Origin of the sequence: Ruminococcus flavefaciens 007c, from assembly GCF_000571935.1 — a bacterium.
GTDB lineage: Bacteria > Bacillota > Clostridia > Oscillospirales > Ruminococcaceae > Ruminococcus > Ruminococcus flavefaciens_F.
Genome location: NZ_ATAX01000028.1, coordinates 24,480 through 44,531, shown reverse-complemented (window position 1 = coordinate 44,531; position 20,052 = coordinate 24,480). Strand labels below are relative to the sequence as shown.

Annotated in this window: 23 protein-coding genes; 1 reads left to right on the top strand and 22 read right to left on the bottom strand. The window is 48.7% G+C overall.

The genetic code is table 11. The features are described 5' to 3' along the window. Positions 1-9: 9 nt before the first annotated feature. The 22 genes from RF007C_RS10970 to RF007C_RS10865 form a co-directional block, all read right to left on the bottom strand. Positions 10-999, bottom strand: a complete 990-nt coding sequence (locus RF007C_RS10970) for a hypothetical protein (protein ID WP_037299842.1) — start codon at positions 997-999, stop codon at positions 10-12. A 53-nt stretch (positions 1,000-1,052) separates the two neighbouring features. Further along, positions 1,053-1,562, bottom strand: a complete 510-nt coding sequence (locus RF007C_RS10965) for a hypothetical protein (RefSeq protein ID WP_037299839.1) — start codon at positions 1,560-1,562, stop codon at positions 1,053-1,055. 11 nt (positions 1,563-1,573) lie between these two features. After that, positions 1,574-2,089, bottom strand: a complete 516-nt coding sequence (locus tag RF007C_RS10960; RefSeq protein WP_019680143.1) for a hypothetical protein — start codon at positions 2,087-2,089, stop codon at positions 1,574-1,576. A 469-nt stretch (positions 2,090-2,558) separates the two neighbouring features. Further along, positions 2,559-3,740, bottom strand: a complete 1,182-nt coding sequence (locus RF007C_RS10955) for a phosphoribosylaminoimidazolecarboxamide formyltransferase (RefSeq protein WP_037299837.1) — start codon at positions 3,738-3,740, stop codon at positions 2,559-2,561. Between the two features lie 35 nt (positions 3,741-3,775). Continuing rightward, positions 3,776-4,645 carry a hypothetical protein gene (locus RF007C_RS10950; RefSeq protein WP_037299835.1) on the bottom strand — a complete coding sequence of 290 codons (870 nt, stop codon included), beginning with the start codon at positions 4,643-4,645 and terminating at the stop codon, positions 3,776-3,778. Positions 4,646-4,668: 23 nt separating this feature from the next. Continuing rightward, positions 4,669-5,382: an IMP cyclohydrolase gene (locus RF007C_RS10945; protein ID WP_037299834.1), complete on the bottom strand. Its 714-nt coding sequence runs from the start codon at positions 5,380-5,382 to the stop codon at positions 4,669-4,671. Between the two features lie 26 nt (positions 5,383-5,408). Next, a complete protein-coding gene (locus tag RF007C_RS10940; protein ID WP_019680147.1) occupies positions 5,409-5,975 on the bottom strand; it encodes a putative ABC transporter permease in 567 nt (188 codons plus the stop codon). 58 nt (positions 5,976-6,033) lie between these two features. Next, complete coding sequence (locus RF007C_RS10935) at positions 6,034-6,615, bottom strand: putative ABC transporter permease (protein WP_019680148.1); 582 nt, start codon at positions 6,613-6,615, stop codon at positions 6,034-6,036. A 4-nt stretch (positions 6,616-6,619) separates the two neighbouring features. Then, positions 6,620-7,243 (bottom strand): phosphoribosylglycinamide formyltransferase, encoded by a 624-nt coding sequence (gene purN, locus RF007C_RS10930; protein WP_019680149.1) that lies wholly within the window; start codon positions 7,241-7,243, stop codon positions 6,620-6,622. Between the two features lie 25 nt (positions 7,244-7,268). Next, complete coding sequence (locus tag RF007C_RS10925; protein ID WP_141630215.1) at positions 7,269-7,733, bottom strand: DUF3592 domain-containing protein; 465 nt, start codon at positions 7,731-7,733, stop codon at positions 7,269-7,271. A 5-nt stretch (positions 7,734-7,738) separates the two neighbouring features. Then, positions 7,739-8,608, bottom strand: coding sequence for an expansin EXLX1 family cellulose-binding protein (locus RF007C_RS10920; RefSeq protein ID WP_019680151.1), 870 nt, complete (start codon positions 8,606-8,608; stop codon positions 7,739-7,741). A 116-nt stretch (positions 8,609-8,724) separates the two neighbouring features. Next, on the bottom strand, positions 8,725-9,762 hold the full coding sequence (purM, locus tag RF007C_RS10915; protein WP_019680152.1) for a phosphoribosylformylglycinamidine cyclo-ligase: 1,038 nt from the start codon (positions 9,760-9,762) through the stop codon (positions 8,725-8,727). A gap of 107 nt (positions 9,763-9,869) precedes the next feature. Then, positions 9,870-10,322, bottom strand: a complete 453-nt coding sequence (locus RF007C_RS10910) for a hypothetical protein (protein ID WP_037299831.1) — start codon at positions 10,320-10,322, stop codon at positions 9,870-9,872. A 58-nt stretch (positions 10,323-10,380) separates the two neighbouring features. Continuing rightward, positions 10,381-11,805: an amidophosphoribosyltransferase gene (locus RF007C_RS10905; protein WP_037299829.1), complete on the bottom strand. Its 1,425-nt coding sequence runs from the start codon at positions 11,803-11,805 to the stop codon at positions 10,381-10,383. Between the two features lie 3 nt (positions 11,806-11,808). Beyond that, positions 11,809-12,528 carry a phosphoribosylaminoimidazolesuccinocarboxamide synthase gene (purC, locus tag RF007C_RS10900; protein ID WP_082316755.1) on the bottom strand — a complete coding sequence of 240 codons (720 nt, stop codon included), beginning with the start codon at positions 12,526-12,528 and terminating at the stop codon, positions 11,809-11,811. Positions 12,529-12,606: 78 nt separating this feature from the next. After that, on the bottom strand, positions 12,607-12,822 hold the full coding sequence (locus RF007C_RS10895; RefSeq protein ID WP_037299826.1) for a DUF6440 family protein: 216 nt from the start codon (positions 12,820-12,822) through the stop codon (positions 12,607-12,609). 27 nt (positions 12,823-12,849) lie between these two features. Continuing rightward, a complete protein-coding gene (locus RF007C_RS17760; RefSeq protein WP_037299824.1) occupies positions 12,850-13,059 on the bottom strand; it encodes a DUF6440 family protein in 210 nt (69 codons plus the stop codon). 20 nt (positions 13,060-13,079) lie between these two features. Beyond that, positions 13,080-13,724, bottom strand: a complete 645-nt coding sequence (locus RF007C_RS10885) for an HAD hydrolase-like protein (RefSeq protein ID WP_037299822.1) — start codon at positions 13,722-13,724, stop codon at positions 13,080-13,082. 4 nt (positions 13,725-13,728) lie between these two features. Next, entirely contained in the window at positions 13,729-14,385 is a 657-nt protein-coding gene (locus RF007C_RS10880; RefSeq protein WP_037299820.1) for a DUF4272 domain-containing protein, read from the bottom strand. A 19-nt stretch (positions 14,386-14,404) separates the two neighbouring features. Further along, complete coding sequence (gene purE, locus RF007C_RS10875; protein WP_037299818.1) at positions 14,405-14,905, bottom strand: 5-(carboxyamino)imidazole ribonucleotide mutase; 501 nt, start codon at positions 14,903-14,905, stop codon at positions 14,405-14,407. Positions 14,906-14,997: 92 nt separating this feature from the next. Continuing rightward, complete coding sequence (locus tag RF007C_RS10870) at positions 14,998-16,074, bottom strand: WG repeat-containing protein (RefSeq protein ID WP_037299816.1); 1,077 nt, start codon at positions 16,072-16,074, stop codon at positions 14,998-15,000. Between the two features lie 19 nt (positions 16,075-16,093). Beyond that, positions 16,094-17,113, bottom strand: a complete 1,020-nt coding sequence (locus RF007C_RS10865) for a glycosyltransferase (protein WP_019680162.1) — start codon at positions 17,111-17,113, stop codon at positions 16,094-16,096. Between the two features lie 554 nt (positions 17,114-17,667). Here RF007C_RS10865 and RF007C_RS17755 point away from each other — a divergent pair. After that, a complete protein-coding gene (locus tag RF007C_RS17755; protein ID WP_037299813.1) occupies positions 17,668-20,040 on the top strand; it encodes a hypothetical protein in 2,373 nt (790 codons plus the stop codon). Positions 20,041-20,052 lie beyond the last annotated feature (12 nt).

Below are 20,052 nucleotides of genomic sequence, written 5' to 3'. Positions count from 1 at the left end.
GTAAAATAGTTATTTATCAATATCCTTTATGGTGATATTTCCGAGCATTTCACGTGCGTCTGCTTCTTCCGAACTGTTGCGGTAATTTGCGGTCACGTTGTACAGATACTTGCCGTTCCTGAAGAAGTACAGATCATAGAAGTGGATAATAGTATCGTCGTCCGACGACGGCTTTGTCTCATAAAAAAGGCGTTCGCAGTCATAGCCGAACATATTTACCTGTTCTCTCTTGATGGAGTTATACTTATCCTTGTTTTCCATTCGTTTGTTATAGCTGTCATCTGCAAGGTCAGCAGGGGAGGCGTCGGCTTCCACTACGGTCAGTGAGATGGTGGGAGAGTATGTTTTCACATAGGTGTCCGCTTCTGCATAGACCTCGTTCATTACGAACTTTATGATGGGCTTTTCCTTTTTTTCCTCTTCGGTCTTATCCTTGCAGGTGTATTTTTTGCCTGTATTTACAGTTGCCCATTTGAAGTCATAAGTCTCGGGTTTGTCGGCTATACGGAAATCCGAGGTATATACTGCGGACTCTGCGATCTTGTCCATTGATTTTTTCAGGAGCTTTGATTTTAAAGAGCCGCAGATACAGGACACGTTGAAGTAATGGGTGTCTGTTCCGAGGATGTAGGAAAGACCGGTTTCTTTTTTGCCTTCGGAATTGTTGTCCGATGAACGGAAGAAGCCTGTATACTGAGAACCTGTAAAGGATTCCACCTTTATGTTTTCATCACCGTCATAGTAATAGAGAAAAGCCTCTGCTGTTTCGGGAGTACAGTTGTAGGTTATGTCTTCCACATATATTTTTTCACCAAGGCATCTGAATACGTAGGTATTGCCGTCCTTCATGGTGTCGAGGCCGAATCCGCCGGGGACGCTGAAGCTGAAGTTTTCCGTGGTGTATTCATCGGAGGGGTGAGTCATGTAATATGTCACACCGAAGAAGGATGCGGCTGAAATAGCGATCAGAACTGCGAGAATTATAAGAAATTTTTTCATGGGAAAGTATCTCCTTTCATGTTGACCAGTCGCCCATGCGATAAGTTCTGCTATTATCCGATATCTTCGGGCAGGGACTTTTTTTCTCCGCCGTAAATCTCCACAGCCGCGCAGCTTATCATCATAACTGCTGCAGCGTGTACGAGGAAATCGGTAACGCCGAGGGTGCCGTTGAGTGAAATTACATAGCTGAGTATTTTGTCACCGTAGAATCTTGATGTCAAAGAGAAGAGAATGCTTTTTATAAGCGGAAAGCCTAAGATATAGACCGCATAGAATATGCCTGTTACGATAACAGTGGAAATACCGCGTTTCTGGGACATATCCTCCTTTTTGTAGTTGATCGCGGCGGCTATTCCGAGAGGAGCCGTAGCCAGCAGGGATTCGGCGATGAAGAACATTTTTATCCCTATGGGGAGGACTTCCTTGCCGAGATTGCCGACAACAGCGGTATAAAAGGTTATATGGTTATTGATGATGAAGAATATATCAAGAGCCAGCTTGACTGTACAGAGTAATGCTGCGATAAGTAGTGTGTTTTTTAGTGCGTTTGGTTTTTTCATTTTGATGCTCCTTATTTATATTTTAGATGCTTTACATGACGGTCCTCATCAATACCGAGAGCGGCAGCGGTGCATATGAGCACCAGAGCTCCTACCAGGATAATGCTGAAAAAGAAGGTAACGTATTCGGTGCGCTGTATAAGCCATGCCTCAGATGTATGCTTCATCATTGAGGAGTGTGATATAAGGAGCGCTATGATATGTTCGGCGATGAAGCCGAGGAGCCACAGTGCAGGAGCTGCTTTAAGAGTTCTTCTACATCGCTTTGCAGAGAAAGCCCAGCCTGTACAGCTGAAGATGTATATGATAAAAGGCAGCCATACCACTTCCGAAAGGCACAGAAAAGCCTTGCATTTGCCTGAGATAGCCATATCAGGGTGAGCTGCACGGAACGAGTCACCCGACAGTGCATTGAATAACGTACCGGAAAGAATATAAGCGAGGATAGATGCTATGATATACAGCCCGCAGAATACAGCGGCTGTAATGTACAGTTTTTTCAGTGATATTGAATGATAGCTGCTCATAAGTTTTCCCCCGTCCCGGAAATAATATAACTTTCCGTACAATTTGTAAAATTATAACTGTACATTATAGTATAGCACAATGCGGTCAATATTGCAAGAGATTTATTGCCTGTTTTTCTAAGAGAACTGACAAATGGCGCTGCAAAAGGCATACACGTAAAAAATAAAGTTGTTAACAGGGGTTAATGAGCAGAAAAAAGCGGAGAGAGCGGCACTTTCCGGCCACAGGAGCTCCCTGTAAGAAAATACGGATAAGTCTTTGTTTTTCGGACACAGGTATTATGGTCACAGCGTACAAATGTCTGCGGATTTTTTTGTGCACAACATAGAAACGCAGAATTATTTTTTTGAAATTCAATGGTTTTCCGTTGAATTTCAGCACTTTTCCGCTCTCTTACAGAGGGGGATGAAGGTGCGGAACAAAAAAGCTGCGGTCAGTTCATGGCCGCAGCTGTAAGAGTTATTGTTATCAGTGGTGGAAAAGACGGATGCCTGTGAATGCCATAGCGATGTTGTACTTGTTGCAGGTCTCGATAACGTTGTCATCACGGATAGAACCGCCGGGCTCTGCAATATACTCAACGCCTGACTTCTTTGCTCTTTCGATATTGTCGCCGAAGGGGAAGAAAGCGTCAGAACCAAGGCAGACGCCTGTATTCTTGGCAAGCCATGCCTTCTTTTCCTCGCGGGTAAATACAGCGGGCTTGACCTTGAAGATGTGCTGCCACTCGCCTTCGCGGAGAACGTCCTCGTACTCGTCGCCGATGTATACGTCGATAGCGTTGTCACGGTCGGCACGGCGGATGTCGTCAACGAACTGGAGCCCCATTACCTGCGGAGACTGTCTCAGCCACCAGTTATCGGCCTTCTGACCTGCAAGACGTGTGCAGTGGATACGGGACTGCTGTCCTGCACCGATACCGATAGCCTGTCCGTCCTTTACGTAGCAGACAGAGTTGGACTGAGTATACTTCAGAGTGATGAGAGAGATAAGGAGATCGTCCTTCTTGTCGTCGGGGATATTTTTATTCTCAGTAACTATATTTGCAAGAAGCTCGCGGTTGATGTCGAGCTCGTTGCGTCCCTGCTCGAAGGATACGCCGTAAACCTGCTTTGTCTCGATGGGAGCGGGCTTGTAGTTCTCGTCCATCTTGAGTATGCAGTAAGTGCCCTTTCTCTTGGACTTGAGTATCTCCAGAGCCTCGGGATCGTAGTCGGGAGCGATAACGCCGTCTGATACCTCGCGCTGTATCATTTTTGCTGTGCAAACGTCCACCTTGTCGGAAAGGGCGATGAAATCACCGTAAGAGGACATTCTGTCAGCGCCTCTTGCTCTTGCGTAAGCGCTTGCAAGGGGAGAGAGCTCGCCCAGGTCGTCTACCCAGTAGATCTTCTTGAGATCATCGCTGAGAGGTCTGCCTATAGCAGCACCTGCGGGCGAAACGTGCTTGAATGATGTAGCTGCACACATACCAGTAGCAGCCTTCAGCTCCTTTACCAGCTGCCAGCCGTTGAAGGCATCAAGAAGGTTGATATAGCCCGGCTTGCCGCAGAGCACCTCGATAGGGAGCTCGCTGCCGTCAGCCATATAAACTCTTGAAGGCTTCTGATTGGGGTTACAGCCGTATTTTAACTGCATTTCATTTGACATTGTTAATGTCCTCCTTATATTGATTCATAATTTGTTTATTTAACGGTCTCATATTCGTATAAGGTCTCGGAATAACCGTCAGTCTCGCGTATTTTGCGGTTATGAGCATCATATTCATAGGATATGACCTTATCTGCTCTGCCGTCGCTGAAGCTTGACTCTTCCCTGATAAGATTGCCGCGGCTGTCGTAATCACATTTGCGGCTGCTTTCAAAAAGAGTTTCTTTTTTTGAATATCTTCTGCGGTTTTCTGTAAGCATATTTCCGTCATCGTCATAGGTATACGTATACTCTTCTGTCTCATGTTTTGACGATGAATCATCCTCGGTTTTTTTGGTGATATTGCCTTTGTCGTCAAACTCATACGAATACTTGCAGACACCGTGAATGCCATTATCTGCTTTGGCTTTGATCCACTCGGTCTCATTGCCGTGCCCGTCATACTTCATTTCATAGTAGAGGTACTTTTTGGGTTGACCGTCATAGTTGTAATACACAGCTATACTTGTTCGGTTGCCGTTTTCATCATAGGTATTGATAAAAACTCTGTCGACAGTTTTTTCGTCCGGACCATACCATATACCCTTTACCCAATTACCGTCCACGTCATACTCATTGACGTGTTTTCCATGCATAGCAGGTATTGTTTCACCTGTATCTACATTGAATTCGTCACTCGATATCATATGGTCATGCTCATCATAGAGCCTTTCTTTTTTTTCTTCAAGTTTGCCATTCATATAATGCGATTCGATGCATTTGTAAGACGGCTCGTTCTCAGCAATGTTCAATTCGTCATCAGAAAGAACATCAGGCATAGCAGCAAAGTTTTTTGGCATTTCTTTTTTACAGCCCGAAAGCGAAAGAAGCAATGACGCAGCAAGCAATATACAGTATTTTTTCATTTCCCCAAAAATATCCCTTGCAATTACTTGTTCTTGTTTACGATGCGAGTTTCCTCGGCGTTTGTTTCGAGGTCAACATAACGTACAAAGAGAGAAACCTTATTGTCGGCGTTGAGATTGTTCCAGAGCATATCAGTGAACTCATCTATATTTCCGCTTATGCCGACCAGCTTGGGCTCGCCCTCAAAGCTGGGCAGGGGAGAACCGTCACCCATATATGTGTGTATGAAATGTCCCTCGCCTGCAATGGGATTTGTATAGCTGAAGGTATATCTCTGACAAGACTCGGGATTGCCGTTAGCGCTCTTGAGTATGGACATTGCGTAGTTGAAGCCCTCCTCGCCGAAGCGGAGTATACCCGAGATACGGGGAGTGAAGTTCGGAGCGTCGTCCTCGAATTCACGTGTGCGGAGAGCCTGCTCGAAGGTGTACTGCTTGTCCATGAGCTCGTAGATAGTATCGGTCTGGTCGCCGTTGGTAACGATGAGCTTGTTGCCGAGAACTCTTACGGGAGCATAGATTATAAGGTGGGGATCGGTGAGCTTGGAAGGATCGAAGGCCTCAGTGCGGATGCCTCTGCCCTCCTCGATGAATACGCGGTTGCGGCTGTTCTCGCTTCTTCCCATGATGAAGTAAGCTGTAACAGCAAACTTTCCGCAGTCCGACTTACCGATGACGATACCTCTTCCGGGGTAAGCGTTTGTGCTGAGTTCCTTTGCCAGATCAAGCTTTTTCATAATAATTACTCCTTTCGGATAATGTTTTAGTATCTTAAAATAAGTGTGAGTATGAAGTCTGTCACAACGATCACCAGCACTGCAAGGGTGATGATGTTGAGGGTTTTGCGTTTCGGCTTTGCAAGAAGCCAATCGTAGAAGGGCTGTACGAAATACAGGAACAGCAGTCCGCCCATACCGAATCTCAGTGAGGGAGAGAGTGCTATTCTTGCCTGAAAGTTTATATCATAGTCCGCATAGGTGTTCCACGGCCATGAGCCCGTGAAGTATTCAAGGATATATGTGCCTGTGAGCTCCACGGCGGTTGCCACGGCCATACTTCCGAAGAATATTATGAACGGACGGGTTATCTGCAGGAGACGTCCTCCTTCTTTTTTCATCAGCCTTCCGAAAAACAGCAGGAACAGCAGTGCTCCCACCGCGTATATAGGGCAATAAGGCCCGAACATTATGCCAAGGTTGGTGAAACCCCATTTATAGACCACTACTTCGAGGAAGACCTCGTAGCACCAGCCCAGTATCGCATACATCCAGAAGCATAGAAAGAGCTTCTGAACAGTTTGTTTTTCCAATAATTCCTTTATCTTAGTCATAGCTAAAAAAACAGATGTCTTCCGGCTTTTTGTCGGATCATATGCCGCAAGACGGGATTTATGCAAGCTTCGGGGTATAACCCGTTGCATTTGTAAGTATGAAATCCGCCGCAACTATCACCAGCACTGTTATGGCGATGATGTTGAGGGTGTTTCTTTTGGGTTTTGCAAGGAGCCAGTCAAAGAATGGCTGTACGATGTAGAGAAACAGCATACCGCCCAGTCCGAAGCGTACTGAGGTGCTCAGGGCGATACGCGCCTGGAAATTGTACTTGTACCGTGAATAGGTCTGCCACGGCCATGAGCCCTGGGTGTATTCCAGTATGTATGTGGCCATGAGCTCGACGAATGTGGCTATTGCCATACACCCCAGGAAGATAAGGAGCGGTTTGACTATATTCAGCCATTTAACGTCCTTTTTCCGCATGAGCCAGCCGAAGCACAGCAGGAACAGCAGTGCTCCCACTCCGTATATCGGACAGTAGGGACCGAACATATTGCCTCTGTTATGGAAGCCCCATCTGTAGACAACTACCTCCAGAAAGACCTCATAGCACCAGCCCAGAACCGCGTACATCCAGAAGCAGAGAAAGAGCTTCTGCACGGTCTGCTTTTCCCATAATTCTTTTAATTTAGCCATAGCCTTACTTTACATAAGCTTTTCCGCCGATCACTTCTATCCTGTCCTGACAGAAGAGTGAAACGGCTTCGGGGAGTATCTTCCACTCGGCCTGCTCCATAATGCGTCTCTGGAGCGTTTCGGGCGTGTCGTCGTTTTCGACGGGAACAGCCTTCTGTATGATTATGGGGCCGCCGTCGCAGACTTCCGTGACAAAATGTACCGTTGCGCCCGAGAGCTTTACACCCGCTGCCAGCGCAGCCTCATGGACGTGCAGCCCATAGAAGCCCTTTCCGCAGAATGACGGTATCAGCGCGGGATGAACGTTCATCATCTTATATGGGAACGCCTTTGTTACCTGCTCGTCGAGAATGGTCATAAATCCTGCGTAAACGACAAGATCAGCCTTTTCCTCATTAAGAGCTTCAAGAATGGCTCTGCTGTAGCTTGCGATGTCGGAGTATTCCTTACGTGGAATCACTCTTGCGGGTATACCGTTGTTTTTTGCGCGTTCAAGGGCATAAGCGCCTTCCTTTGAAGAGATCACGCAGGTGATCCTGCCGCCCTTGATGATACCCGACTTTTCTGCGTCGATAAGAGCCTGAAGGTTGGTACCGCCGCCGGATACGAGAACTATTATATTTTTCATTGATATTTCCTCCATGAGACATGGTTTATGTTAAAGATGCGACTACGATCAGCACTAAGGCTATGATACCGCCTATTATGAGAAATCTCTGGTAATCTCTGGTGAGCTCGTCCTCACGTCCCGAAAAATAGAAAGACATGGGATCGCGGGGATCGTAGCAGATCATTTCCTCGCTGCCTATCTCGTAGCGTTTCTTGTTATCCTGCACGGAATAGGTTGAGGTGACATCTCTGCCCTCCTCTGTGGTATACTTTACGACAGGATAGAAGTGTCTGCCCTTATCCTTGATGAAGTAGTCGGTGATAGTCCCGTATACAGCGATATTGTTTTTCAGTTCTTTTTTTACGGCTATGATATGTCCTATGAATATCAGCGCCATAAGGGCGTATACAGCCACAAGTCCGTACAGCAGATGACCGTGCAGATAGGAAAATCCTATTATGAACATGGAGACTGCCGCCCACGCAAGATCTATAAGTTTTACTTTCATGATGATTATTCGGGGAACTGGACGTGTCCCGGGATTATCTCGGTATCATCGTAGGAAAGGGGGATATCCCTGTCGATGACCACCTGTCCGTAGATATCCGTGATCCGGAAGGTAAAAGGTCCTTTGCCCATATCACGGGATTCAAAGTAATTGTACGGGCGGCGCTGTATCTCCACGAATTCGCCGTTTGAGTCCAGGTATTCCAGCTTTGTTATGGGGTAGCGGTGGTTGCGGACCTGAATTCCGCACCAGAATTCCGTGCTGCCCTCCTTATATTTGAATGAAATGGGAGCATTTTCTGCGCTGTCCAGAGGGATTATCTTCCAGCTGACGGGGACTCTGCCCTTCTCAACGGGAGCGATGAGGGGAAAAGCGTCCGTATACAGGTCAAGATCTCCCTTTTTGCCCTCGGGAAGCTCATCGGTGACGAGCATTTTTATAGTGCCCAGCTCGCCTGTGACCTCGATATAAGCTCCTGCAAGCTGTGCCTCATTGTAGTCGTAGTGATTCATGGCCACTATCCAGTAATCCCTCGATACGGGATCCAGCATTGCGTGACCGCCCGTATATCCGCCGCCGTAGAAGGTGCCCTCGCCTGTATGTACAGTGCCCTTGGGCTCGAGGATACAGCTTTCGTCTATGGGATAATCGGGTATCTCGAACTCACTGCTGCCCTTGCCCAGGATAAAGTCCTGAAGGCTCCTGAGCTCGTCCTTAGAAGCGCCGCTCCTGCGTGCAGCCACCATGTCGAGGCTGTCAACGCAGCCGTCCGAGTTATAGTCCATAGGAATATCGGAGGCTGCTCCGCCGTATAACGGCGAGGCTGCAAGAAGTGCAAAAGCCATTCCTGCAGCTGTCAATCTGATCATTTTCATAAACATCACCGCCTGTGAAATAATTCCAAATCCCATCCCTCTGAAGAACGTACTTTTGTGTGAACCCGGATATTATTGCGGATATTGCTATGATTACTGAAGTATATTATGATTTGTCAGCAGATGATAACGCCTTCCTCTGACTCTGTAAGTTCGCCAAGAACGTAAGCGTCTTCGCCGGCAGCCTTGATAGCTGCAACTGCCTTGTCTGCGTCATTCTTGTCAACAGATACTATCATGCCGACACCCATATTGAAAGTATTGAACATATCTCTCTCGGGGATATCGCCTGTTCTCTGGATAAGATCAAAGATTGGGAGAACCTGTACTGCGTTCCTCTCGATCTTTGCAGCAAGATTCTTCGGGAGAGAGCGGGGGATATTCTCATAGAAGCCGCCGCCTGTGATATGGGATATAGACTTTACCTTTACAGCGTCAAGAAGGCTCATTACAGCCTTTACGTAGATACGTGTAGGTGTGAGGAGGCACTCGCCGAGAGTAGTACCGAGGTCGTCGAAGTGCATACTGAGGTTCTGCTCGTTTACGTCAAATACTCTTCTTACCAGTGAGAATCCGTTTGAGTGAACGCCGCTGGACTTGATAGCGATGAGAACGTCTCCTGCCTTCTGTGTATCGGGCTGAAGGATCTTGTCCTTGTCAACAACGCCCACAGAGAAGCCTGCAAGGTCGTATTCGTCCTCGGGCATAAGGCCGGGATGCTCTGCTGTCTCTCCTCCGATGAGAGCACACTGAGCCTGAACGCAGCCCTCTGCAACGCCTGATACGATAGTAGCTATCTTCTCGGGATAGTTCTTGCCGCAGGCGATATAATCAAGGAAGAACTGAGGCTTTGCACCGCAGCAGATTATATCGTTGACGCACATTGCAACGCAGTCGATGCCTACGGTGTCATGCTTGTCCATGATAAAAGCAAGCTTTATCTTGGTGCCAACGCCGTCTGTGCCCGAAACGAGAACAGGTTTGCTGATGCCTGTCAGGTCAAGCTCGAAAAGGCCACCGAAGCCGCCTATGCCGGAAAGAGCGCCCTTTATCATGGTACGGGCGATATGCTCCTTCATCAGTTCAACTGACTTGTAGCCTGCGGTAACGTCAACGCCTGCCTTCTTGTAGCTTTCGGAAAAACTGTTGTTCATTAATTTACCTCCATGAAATAAATGTAGGGGACGACGTCCTCGGCGTCCCGCAAAGCTTATGGATTTTACGGGCTGCCGAGGACGCCAGCCCCTACAATAAGTTAAGATCAGAAAGTGATCGTGTCTGTTTTTTTCAGGCTGCCGCTGTCGGCAGAGGGAGAGTTTATCATGTATACGTCTATTCTTGCGTCACCCTCGGGATATCTTGCATAAACGTATTTATCATCATAAACAACGGAATACTGAGCTCCGGGGGTCAGTATATCCTTATAGGGATTATCTGTGACCTCGCCGCTGTTTTCGTCAGTGTAGTTTATTTTTACATCTCCGCCTGCTGTGCTGACGGTGAAGTAGCAGCTGTCAGCCTTTTCGACCTTGCTGCTTCTGCCCGACGAATACCTGTACACATTATTATTGGCGTAATAGTACAGTTCTCCGTTGACAACAGCCATTGAACCGTAACGGTTGCCGTTTATTCTTTTTCCTCTTGCCCTGAAGCCTGTAAATACTCCTGTGCCGAGCAGTACCAGTGCGCATAGGGCGGCAGCGATCTTTTTCATGTTGTTTATCTCCCGTTACCGGAAAGCGCAATGCGTTTAAAGCCGTATTGTTTCGTTGTTATTCCTTGCCGTTCCAGCAATATGTGCAGAGCTTGCAGGCGTCAACGCCTACGGCCTTTTCTGTGCCTTCAAGGGTCTGGAATTCCAGTGAGGTAAGGCGGAGCCTCTTGCAGATCTCGTCTCTGAGCCTGCGTCCTCTCTCGGTGGCGGAGTTGCTGTACTCCTCGATATGTCTTACGCCCACGGGACCTTCAAACTCGTCGATGATCTGTCTTGCGATGAGCTCCATTTCCGATGTGCTGCGTGAGAAGTTGAGGTATTTGCATCCGTACATGATAGGAGGACAGGCAGAGCGCATATGCACTTCCTTGGCACCGTGCTCATAGAGGAACTCAACTGTTTCCCTCATCTGTGTGCCTCTTACGATACTGTCGTCCACAAAGAGGAGCTTCTTGCCGTTTATGAGGTCATGAACGGGTATGAGCTTCATCTTTGCCACCTGATTTCTCATGCTCTGGTTGGTGGGCATGAAGCTTCTGGGCCATGTGGGAGTATATTTGATGAACGGTCTTGCGAAGGGGATGCCGCTTCTGTTGGCATAGCCGATGGCATGGGGAGTTCCCGAATCGGGTACTCCGCAGATGTAGTCAACATCGGGGAGCCTGCCGTTCTTTATATCATTTTCGGCCATTATCTCGCCGTTGCGGGTACGCATGACTTCAACGTTCACGCCCTCGTAGACCGCATTGGGATAGCCGTAGTATGTCCACAGGAATGTGCATATCTTCATCTTTGAGGGATCGCCCTCTGCGATGGTCCTGCATTCGTCTGATGTGAGCTCCACAATCTCGCCTGCCTCAAGCTCCTTATAGGTAGCATAACCCAGCTTCTGGAAGGCAAAGGACTCGGTGGACAGGCAGAAGCCGTCGCTTCTCTTGCCTATGATTATTGGAAGTCTGCCGAAACGGTCTCTTGCGGCGATAATGCTGTCCTTTGTGAGGATTATGAGGGACATGGTGCCCTCGATCTTGTCCTGAGCGTAGCGTATGCCCTCTACGAAGCTGTCCTTCTGTGCGATGAGAGCGCCGATTAGGTCGCCGGAGTTGATATTGCCGCTGCTCATTGCCTCAAAGTTAGCGCAGCCCTTTTCAAGGAGCTCGTTAACGAGAGTGTCTGCGTTGCGGATTATTCCTACTGAGCATACCGCATACAGACCGAGCTTTGAGCGGACAAGTATAGGCTGGGGATCCGTATCGCTGATACAACCGATACAGAGCTTGCCTCTCATATTTACAACATCATTCTCGAATTTGGTACGGAAGGGGGAATTCTCGATGCTGTGGATATTCCTCTGGAATCCGTTTTCCTCGGAATAAGAGGTCATGCCGCCTCTTCTCGTACCGAGGTGAGAGTGATAGTCTGTTCCGAAAAATACGTCGGTAACGCAGTCATTTTTAGAGGCTGCACCAAAAAAACCGCCCATAAATTATTCTCCCATAAGTCTCTTCATGATTTCCTGATAAGCTTCTTCTACGCCGCCCATATCTCTGCGGAAGCGGTCCTTGTCCAGCTTCTCGTGAGTTGTGGAATCCCAGAAGCGGCAGGTGTCGGGAGAGATCTCGTCAGCCAGGATGATAGTGCCGTCAGAAGTCTTACCGAACTCGATCTTGAAGTCGATGAGGTCGATGTTGAGACCCTTGAAGAATTTTACCATGAACTCATTTACCTTGAAAGCGTACTTGGCGATAGTCTCAAGCTCTTCCTTTGTAGCAATGCCGAGAGCCAGTGCATAGTAGTCATTGATGAAGGGATCGCCCAGATCGTCGTTCTTGTAGCTGAACTCAAGGATAGGACAGAGGAGCTGCTTGCCTTCCTCAACGCCCATTCTCTTTGAGAAGCTGCCTGCTGCGACGTTTCTGATGATGACCTCAAGGGGAACGATGGAGACCTTCTTTACGATAGTCTCGCGGTCGCTGATCTCCTCGACCAGATGTGTGGGAACGCCTTCCTTTTCGAGCATCTTGAACATGAAGTTTGTCATCTTGTTGTTGATGACGCCCTTGCCTGCGATAGTGCCCTTTTTTTCACCGTTGAACGCAGTTGCGTCGTCCTTGTAATCTACGATCACGAGGTCGGGATCATTTGTAGCATAGACCTTCTTGGCCTTGCCTTCATAGAGCTGTTCCTTCTTTTCGATGTTTGACATTTTAAAATTCCTCCTTGAGATATATAAATGATTATATATGCAATCCCGCAGCATTGCGGAAATTGTAGGCTTTGAAAATTATCTGCCGCCGTATCTCGGATCGATATAGGGCTTTCCGTCCCTGTCGAGGAGAGGCTGCATGATAGTGGATGAATCCAGAGTATGTGTTACGCTCACATAGGTAACGCCTGTGACTGTGTCCACAAGAGTAACATATGTGGAATTGCTTATGCGCTGTTCCGACAGCATTTCAAAACGCTGCGGAAGCTGAGGTTTGTTTTGATTGCCGAACATTTCTTTTTCCCCCTTTACCGAAACTGTTTATCTGCTGCCGAAGCGCGGATCGACGTAAGGCTTGCCGTCTTTGTCAAGCATAGGGGTTATCCTTGTGCCTTCGCGCATGGTCGCCATATAGGTAACACCTGTTACCTTGTCCACAAGGACGGTGAACATTGTGCCCCAGTAGTATTGCTCCGAAATGAACTCAAAGCGGTTTTCGTTTTTTTCCTTGTCAATTTTGATACCTGCCATATTATTTCCCCCTTATAATCTTATGAGAGCAGCATATCTGCTGCTTCTTCAGGTGTTCCCGCTATGTAGTCCGCACCTGCTTCGGTGAGCTCCTCCAATGAGCCGAAGCCCCAGAGTATGCCCATGCACTTCAGACCTGTTTTATGAGCGCCCAGGACGTCCTGTTTACGGTCGCCTATCATAAGGACCTTACTTCTGTCGGAAATACCTGCTTTTTCAAGAACGTATTCGATTACCTCGTCCTTGTCGTTGCGGGTGCCGTTTATATTTGCTCCGCCAACGATCTCAAAAAAAGGCGAGAGCCCGAATCTGTCGAATATACGTACTGCGTATACCTCTGGCTTGCTGGTGGCGACCATTATCCTTTTGCCGCCCTTTGCGAGCCTGTCCAGCATTTCGGGTATGCCGTCGTAGACGCGGTTCTCGAAGAGCCCTACGGCGGAGTACCTTTCGCGGAATATCCTGACAGCCTCATTTACCTGCTCACTGTCCATTCCGCAGAACTCCGCAAAGGAGCGGTACAGCGGCGGTCCGAGAAATTTGTTCATATCCCCGGGGACTTCATAACCCATACGCTCAAGGGCATGAACAAGACATTTGATTATGCCTTCGGTGGAGTCTGTGAGTGTGCCGTCAAGATCGAATAAAAGAGTATCAAAATCCATAATATTATGTATCCAGTGATATATCGTGCCAGTCTTCGGTATCGGAGATCAGCCATTCGAGGCCGCGTCTGCGTTCAAAGACCACCTCGCTGTTGAGATCCCCTGCGGAGCAGGCGGGATCTATATTGTCATGCTGTACCACAGCCCAGTGATAGCGGTAGTAGAGGTCCAGCATATCCAGTATATCGTCAGCGCTGCGGAGAGAGCATCTGCTTTTGAAATCATCAAGGCCTTCGCACTGTGAAACGAAGCGTATAGACTGTATACAGTCGCATATGCTGCTTGCGTCGGTGATATCGTCCACCAGTCCCAGAGCCCAGAACAGAGCCCAGCAGCATTCGTATTCCCAGACTATGTCGATGACGTCCTGCCTTGAAGCTTCGCCGTTGAAGAGCTTTGACTCCTTGGCATTGAGGTTATCGCTCACATCGAAGTGCTTGATAAGATTGAAAAATCTGCCTGCTTCTTCGGTATGATCCTCATTGAGCTCAATGGCTACCTGAGTACAGAGCAGAGCAGCAACGGCTCTTCTGCACACGGCGTCGAAGCTTTTGAGCGTGATCTCCCCGGCGGGCTCGGTCATGGGCAGACCGGCGAGAAAGCTTATGCCCTTTTCAGCCAGTATCTTCTCGGAATTTTCTTTTCTTTTTTCGGGAGTCATATTTTTCCTCCTTATTTGCTCAGAGAGCAGCTATCTGCTCCTGAAGCGCCTTATCCTTAGCGATAACGCCCTCAGCCATAGCCTTCTTCTCGGCAGCAAGCTTTTCAGCCAGTTCCTCATCAGCTATAGCCAGCATCTGTACAGCCAGTACAGCGGCGTTCTTTGCTCCGTCGATACCCACTGTGGCAACGGGTACTCCCGGAGGCATCATTACTGTTGCCAGAAGAGCGTCTACGCCCTCCAGAGCCTTTGATTTCATAGGTATGCCGATAACGGGCAGGGTGGTGTGACCTGCCACAACGCCTGCAAGGTGAGCAGCCATGCCTGCTGCGCATATGATAGCGCCGAAGCCGTTTGCTCTTGCGTTTGAAGCAAATTCGCAGGCCTCTGCGGGAGTTCTGTGTGCGCTCATGACGCGGCACTCAAACTCTACGCCGTACTTTTTGAGCTCTGTAAGAGCTGATTTTACAACAGGGAAGTCGCTGTCGCTTCCCATGATAACTGCAATTTTCTTAGCCATGATAATTCTCCTTGATCTTGTTTATGTGAATGCGGGAGACAGTTATGTCTGTCCGCAGTTTTCTGCCGTGCGTTTCCGCAGGCGTTTTTCATTCAGTTACGTTCTGCGGTGCTGTCGGGAGCTGCCCCGGATGTTGAAGGCTCAGGTGCGGGATAGTCGGGTTTGTCCTGGATAAAGCTGCCTGATACAGCTTTGAATTCTCCTGAGGGGAAAAGCTCGAATTCCACAACGGCCTTGTATTTATCGCGCAGACGTCTGGACTTGCCGTTCTCCTTGTAGGATATTGAGGTATCGGCTGTGACCGAAACGGCGTAGCGCGGATTTTCCCCGGCGGATTTCGCGGAATAAACGAAAAGATCGGATATTCCCATGAGCTTTGCCGAGGTTATGGAGTGCTCCTCGGGGAATATAGTGAGGAACACGGAGGATTTGTCGGTGTTCATTCCCGCAAGCACCTTGCTGTTGCCTGTATAGGCGTATTCTATGTATCTGCTCACTCCCGAAGCCATCTGTTCAAGCATGGACACCGAGAGCTTTGAAAGCAGGACTCTGCTGGTGACCTTCAGCTCGTAGGGGAAGTTCATGCAGCTTCCTTTGAGACGGGCTTCCTTGAAGGTAAGTCCGTGTTCTCCTGCGGAAAAGGTATAGGAACCGTTGTCGGAGGTGAGCAGAAGCTCATTCCTGCTGGCATTGAGACCGGTCCATGTTCCCGACAGGCAGGGGATGAAATTCTCGTCATAGAGGACGATGGTATTCTTATCGAAGGTGTTTGCGGAATAAAAAGTCTGTCCGCCCGCCTTGACGGGGGAGATGGAGGAATAGACGAAGGGAACGATGATATTGCCCTCGTAGTCTATACATCCGAAGAGGTTCTTGCCTCTTATCCTTTTTGAAGCTATGCACGTATTCTTTCCCGCAAAGGACAACTTCTGCCATTCGGGAGAGACTATGACGCGCTCACGGAGGTCTATGACGCCGTAAAGCTCCGGGCCGCCGCGGAATATGCGGTTGCCCTCGTTGTCCGTATCAAGCTTTTCTTCGATGACCGGATAGGTATCGCCCGTATCGGTGCTTTTTGCCGAATTTGAGTAAAATCTGGTGATGGCCACCGCAAGGACGATTATGACGATGAAAAGTACGGAGACAACAAGTCTCGTGTGCTTATTCAATGTCTCCGCACCTCCTCATTCATTTGTTTTCCTTTTCGGGAACTGAGGGCTGCTGCGCAGTTTTCTGCTGAGCTTCAGCCTTGCGCTGACGGTAGATGTCCTCTGTCTCCTTGGTTATGTATATCGGACGGTTTTTCGTCTCAAGGTATGTCTTTGAAAGGTACTGTCCCAGTATACCCACACAGAAGAGCTGAAGGCCGCTGAAAAGGAATATCAGGCACAGCATGGTGGGATAGCCGTCGGGAGCGTCCAGCCATCCGAAGATGGAGCGGATTATGGTTATAACTATGAGCACGAAGGCAATGAAGCAGGTGATTATTCCCAGCAGTGAGGCTATTGCCAGCGGAGCTGTGGAGAATGCCATGATGCCTTCCAGCGAGTATTTGAAAAGTCCCCAGAAGGACCACGAGGAGGTGCCTGCGGGGCGCTCCACGTTTTCATATTCGATATAGCGGGTATTGAAGCCTACCCAGCTGAATATGCCCTTGGAGAAGCGGTTGTACTCCGACATATCCAGTATGGCGTCCACCATCTGCCTTGTCATGAAGCGGAAGTCCTGAGCGCCGTCCACGATCTCTGTCTGTGAGATCTTGTTCATTATTTTATAGAACAGCCTTGCGAACCATGAGCGCACCTTGGACTCGCCCTTTCTGCTGACGCGTCGGGTGGTGGCACAGTCGTATTCGCCGTCTCTTACATAGCTGTACATTTTTGGAAGGAATGACGGGGGATGCTGAAGGTCTGCGTCCATTACGACCACATAGTCGCCCTTGGAGTTCTTCAGGCCTGCATACATACCTGATTCCTTGCCGAAATTTCTCGAGAATGAAATATATCTCACACGCTTGTCCTTGTCTGCGAGAGAACGAAGTATATCAAGCGTAGTATCCTTGGATCCGTCATTTATAAAAAGGTATTCGAAGGTGAGCTCAGGGTAATCCTTTGACATCTGAGCTGTTACCTTGGTTATCTCCTCGTAGAACATGGGCAGGACTTCCTGCTCATTATAACAGGGAACTACTACTGAAACGAGTTTCACGTTTTTTCCTCCTTCAAAGAAGCTTATGCAGACACCTGCGAAACTGCTTTCTGTGCCTGCCAATACACTATTAATAATACAACAAAATCGGCGATAATGCAAGAGCAAATTGCAGGTTTTTGTAATTTTTTACGTCTATATAAAATAATACACCCAACGGGGCATGATTTTGGGCTATCTGTTGTGTAGGCAGCTGTGGAACACAAATCGGTGGGATTTCAAATAAACGGCTGTATCACGCTTTTAATTTAGATAATTTAGATTAAACAATGTAAGTAGAATTTGACAAAAAAATCAATAACGATTTGTTATTTTCACCGAAAATTTTAAAATGGGTATAATTTTGGCCTTCATTTCTTAAGAAAGTGTTGATTTTTTTTGAAGTATCATGTATAATATACTTGTATAGTTGTTCGCATCAGGAGCTGCGGGACACGGTGCCCCTTCAGCTGTGTCCTCGGAAACAAGACAGAGCTTATCCGTGCGATCTGGGAAATCGGCGATCCGCTGCCGTAAAGCGGAGACCGCGGTTCTGCTGCGGAGGGGAGAGGACTATGGATATAACATTGGTAACGTCTTCGTATGACAAGGTGGTTCACGGGACCGAGAATGAGAAAAAAACCGGCTGCGGAATAAACCTTCTCAGGCCCGAAAATGTAACTCGGTATCACAGGACATCCATGATGACCGACCTGAAAGAGATAACCTGTGAAAAATGTAAGGCCAGTCTTGCAAAAAAGATGATAAAGGCCGATAAAAAGGAAATGACACGCCTTCTCAAGGAAGAGAAGCAGCGTGAAAAAATGGGTATCAGCGATGAGGGCATAGTTCCTCTCGGTAATACCACTGCAAGGATCACAAGAGATCCTGATGCCAAGAGGAAGGAAGAAGAGGCAAGAAGAAAGGCTGCCGAGGAAGCAAGAAAAGCTGCCGAGGAAGCAAGAAAGGCTGCTGAAGAGGCTGCTGCTCAGGAGGCTGCAAACAATCTCTATGAGCAACAGAATGCTGCCGCTGAGCCCGAGGTTCCCAGAAATACTATCCCGGGCACAGGCGTAGCTATCGATGACAGTCTCGCACAGTTTGCAATAAACGTGCCTCAGAAGGAAGAAGAAGCCCCCGCTCCTGCGGTGGAGGACGATTTCCTGGCTCAGTTCGCTATTCAGAAGCCCGACGCAGAGCCTGCTCAGGCTCAGGTCCAGCCAGAGGATGATTTCCTTGCACAGTTTGCTATTCCCGCTCCCAGTTCGGAACCCACAGTGCCGCAGGATATACCTGCTGCCTACGAGGAGCCCGATGAGATGGACGGCGTTGATTTCGGTATGCAGAACGGACCTGCCTACGGTGTGCCCGATCCTGCTGTACAGGCAAGGAACGAGGAAGACATCATGCAGATGTTCTCCATTGATAATCCCTCTGCCGATGATATGGTATATGGTCAGCCCGTATACGGAGAGCCTGTCTACGGAGAGCCGATATATGCTCAGCCTCCCGTACTTGACGGCAGTCAGCAGATAATCGACGCGGACGTACAGGGATATACCCCGGCAGACGGCTATCAGGAGTACGTTCAGGGCAGCGCGTGGGATCAGGTCTCGGATCAGCTCTTCGGCGCCGACGGCATTGCACAGCCTATATCCGCTGATGAGCCCGCACCCGTTTATCCCGCATATGACGAGAATATGCCCAAGGAAATGGACGAACTTTCAATACCTGTAATAGAGGATATCGCAGCACCTGTTATGGGTGAGCTCCCTGCGGCAGGCGAGATGGTAGCACCCATTCTCGATGATATTCCTGGTGTTGAGGATATTACAGCATCCGTGCTGGACGAGATACCCTCCGCTGAGGAAATTGCAGCACCCGTGATCGACGATATATCCTCAGTTGAGGACATTGCAGCGCCTGTGATCGACGATATACCCTCTGTCGATGACATTGCAGCGCCTGTGTTTGATGAGATACCCGCAGTTGAAGATATTGCAGCACCCGTGCTTGACGAGATACCCTCCGTTGAGGACATTGCAGCACCTGTGCTCGATAATATGGCAGAGCCCACATTTAATCAGCCGGTTATGGCAGAAGAGGAGTTTGAAACTGATATGAGTGATTATAATTATGTAGCACCCGGAAGGAGTGCAGAGACTAATAATACAGAGCAGCCCAAGCAGGCAGCTGCACAGCAGCCTCAGGTAATAAAGGTACCTCAGCTTGCAGGCTATGATTCAAATAACCAGCCTGTTTACAAGTACATCCAGATGAGACTTGCAGGCTACGATCAGAAGGGTCAGCCCGTCTATGTTCCGCTTCAGGCAGCTCAGAACGCTGCAAGACCTCAGGCTCAGGCAGCTCCTCAGCAGGCAGCAGCCGCAAGACCTCAGGCTCAGGCGGCTCCCCAGCAGGCAGCAGCTCCCGCTCAGCAGACAGCAGCACAGGCTCAGAGAGCCGCAGCAGCTCCCGCTCAGCCCGCAGCTGTAAAGTCGGTAGTTCCCAGAAAGCCTGTTCAGCAGCAGGGCGTTCCCACAGCGAATATCTCAAAGATCGCTGTAAACCCCCACAGCAAGTCAACATCACAGGCATTCATCAACGCTATCGCAAGCTCCAAGGAGTATGCTGACAAGAACCTCATCGAGACACAGGGACTCAAGGCTAACAGCCCTGTACTCACATCCGTTGAGGACGTTCTTTCCACAATGGGTGACGACAGCGTAAAGAGACAGAAGGTGGCTCAGGCTCAGCAGGCTGTACCCGTATTCGATGAGTACAAGACTCCTGCAAGAAGCAATATGAGAAGCAATCCCGCTCCCAGACCTCAGCAGCCTATGGACAAGGACGTTCGCTACATGACAAAGTCCGAGCTCAAGCAGAAGAAAAAGCAGGATAAGATAGAAGCCAAGTTCAGAAAGGAAATGTCCAAGAGAGGCTTCTGATCATATCATATA

Excerpts from the sequence above, each read along its gene's own strand:
- RF007C_RS17760 (WP_037299824.1), bottom strand. The coding sequence starts at position 13,059 with ATGGCAGGTATCAAAATTGACAAGGAAAAAAACGAAAACCGCTTTGAG.
- RF007C_RS10955 (WP_037299837.1), bottom strand. The coding sequence starts at position 3,740 with ATGTCAAATGAAATGCAGTTAAAATACGGCTGTAACCCCAATCAGAAG.
- RF007C_RS10960 (WP_019680143.1), bottom strand. The coding sequence starts at position 2,089 with ATGAGCAGCTATCATTCAATATCACTGAAAAAACTGTACATTACAGCC.
- RF007C_RS10905 (WP_037299829.1), bottom strand. The coding sequence starts at position 11,805 with ATGGGCGGTTTTTTTGGTGCAGCCTCTAAAAATGACTGCGTTACCGAC.
- RF007C_RS10895 (WP_037299826.1), bottom strand. The coding sequence starts at position 12,822 with ATGTTCGGCAATCAAAACAAACCTCAGCTTCCGCAGCGTTTTGAAATG.
- RF007C_RS10920 (WP_019680151.1), bottom strand. The coding sequence starts at position 8,608 with ATGAAAATGATCAGATTGACAGCTGCAGGAATGGCTTTTGCACTTCTT.
- purN (WP_019680149.1), bottom strand. The coding sequence starts at position 7,243 with ATGAAAAATATAATAGTTCTCGTATCCGGCGGCGGTACCAACCTTCAG.
- RF007C_RS10925 (WP_141630215.1), bottom strand. The coding sequence starts at position 7,733 with ATGAAAGTAAAACTTATAGATCTTGCGTGGGCGGCAGTCTCCATGTTC.
- purE (WP_037299818.1), bottom strand. The coding sequence starts at position 14,905 with ATGGCTAAGAAAATTGCAGTTATCATGGGAAGCGACAGCGACTTCCCT.
- RF007C_RS10880 (WP_037299820.1), bottom strand. The coding sequence starts at position 14,385 with ATGACTCCCGAAAAAAGAAAAGAAAATTCCGAGAAGATACTGGCTGAA.
- RF007C_RS10935 (WP_019680148.1), bottom strand. The coding sequence starts at position 6,615 with ATGGCTAAATTAAAAGAATTATGGGAAAAGCAGACCGTGCAGAAGCTC.
- RF007C_RS17755 (WP_037299813.1), top strand. The coding sequence starts at position 17,668 with ATGGATATAACATTGGTAACGTCTTCGTATGACAAGGTGGTTCACGGG.
- RF007C_RS10950 (WP_037299835.1), bottom strand. The coding sequence starts at position 4,645 with ATGAAAAAATACTGTATATTGCTTGCTGCGTCATTGCTTCTTTCGCTT.
- RF007C_RS10910 (WP_037299831.1), bottom strand. The coding sequence starts at position 10,322 with ATGAAAAAGATCGCTGCCGCCCTATGCGCACTGGTACTGCTCGGCACA.
- RF007C_RS10945 (WP_037299834.1), bottom strand. The coding sequence starts at position 5,382 with ATGAAAAAGCTTGATCTGGCAAAGGAACTCAGCACAAACGCTTACCCC.
- purC (WP_082316755.1), bottom strand. The coding sequence starts at position 12,528 with ATGTCAAACATCGAAAAGAAGGAACAGCTCTATGAAGGCAAGGCCAAG.
- RF007C_RS10965 (WP_037299839.1), bottom strand. The coding sequence starts at position 1,562 with ATGAAAAAACCAAACGCACTAAAAAACACACTACTTATCGCAGCATTA.
- RF007C_RS10885 (WP_037299822.1), bottom strand. The coding sequence starts at position 13,724 with ATGGATTTTGATACTCTTTTATTCGATCTTGACGGCACACTCACAGAC.
- purM (WP_019680152.1), bottom strand. The coding sequence starts at position 9,762 with ATGAACAACAGTTTTTCCGAAAGCTACAAGAAGGCAGGCGTTGACGTT.
- RF007C_RS10940 (WP_019680147.1), bottom strand. The coding sequence starts at position 5,975 with ATGACTAAGATAAAGGAATTATTGGAAAAACAAACTGTTCAGAAGCTC.
- RF007C_RS10970 (WP_037299842.1), bottom strand. The coding sequence starts at position 999 with ATGAAAAAATTTCTTATAATTCTCGCAGTTCTGATCGCTATTTCAGCC.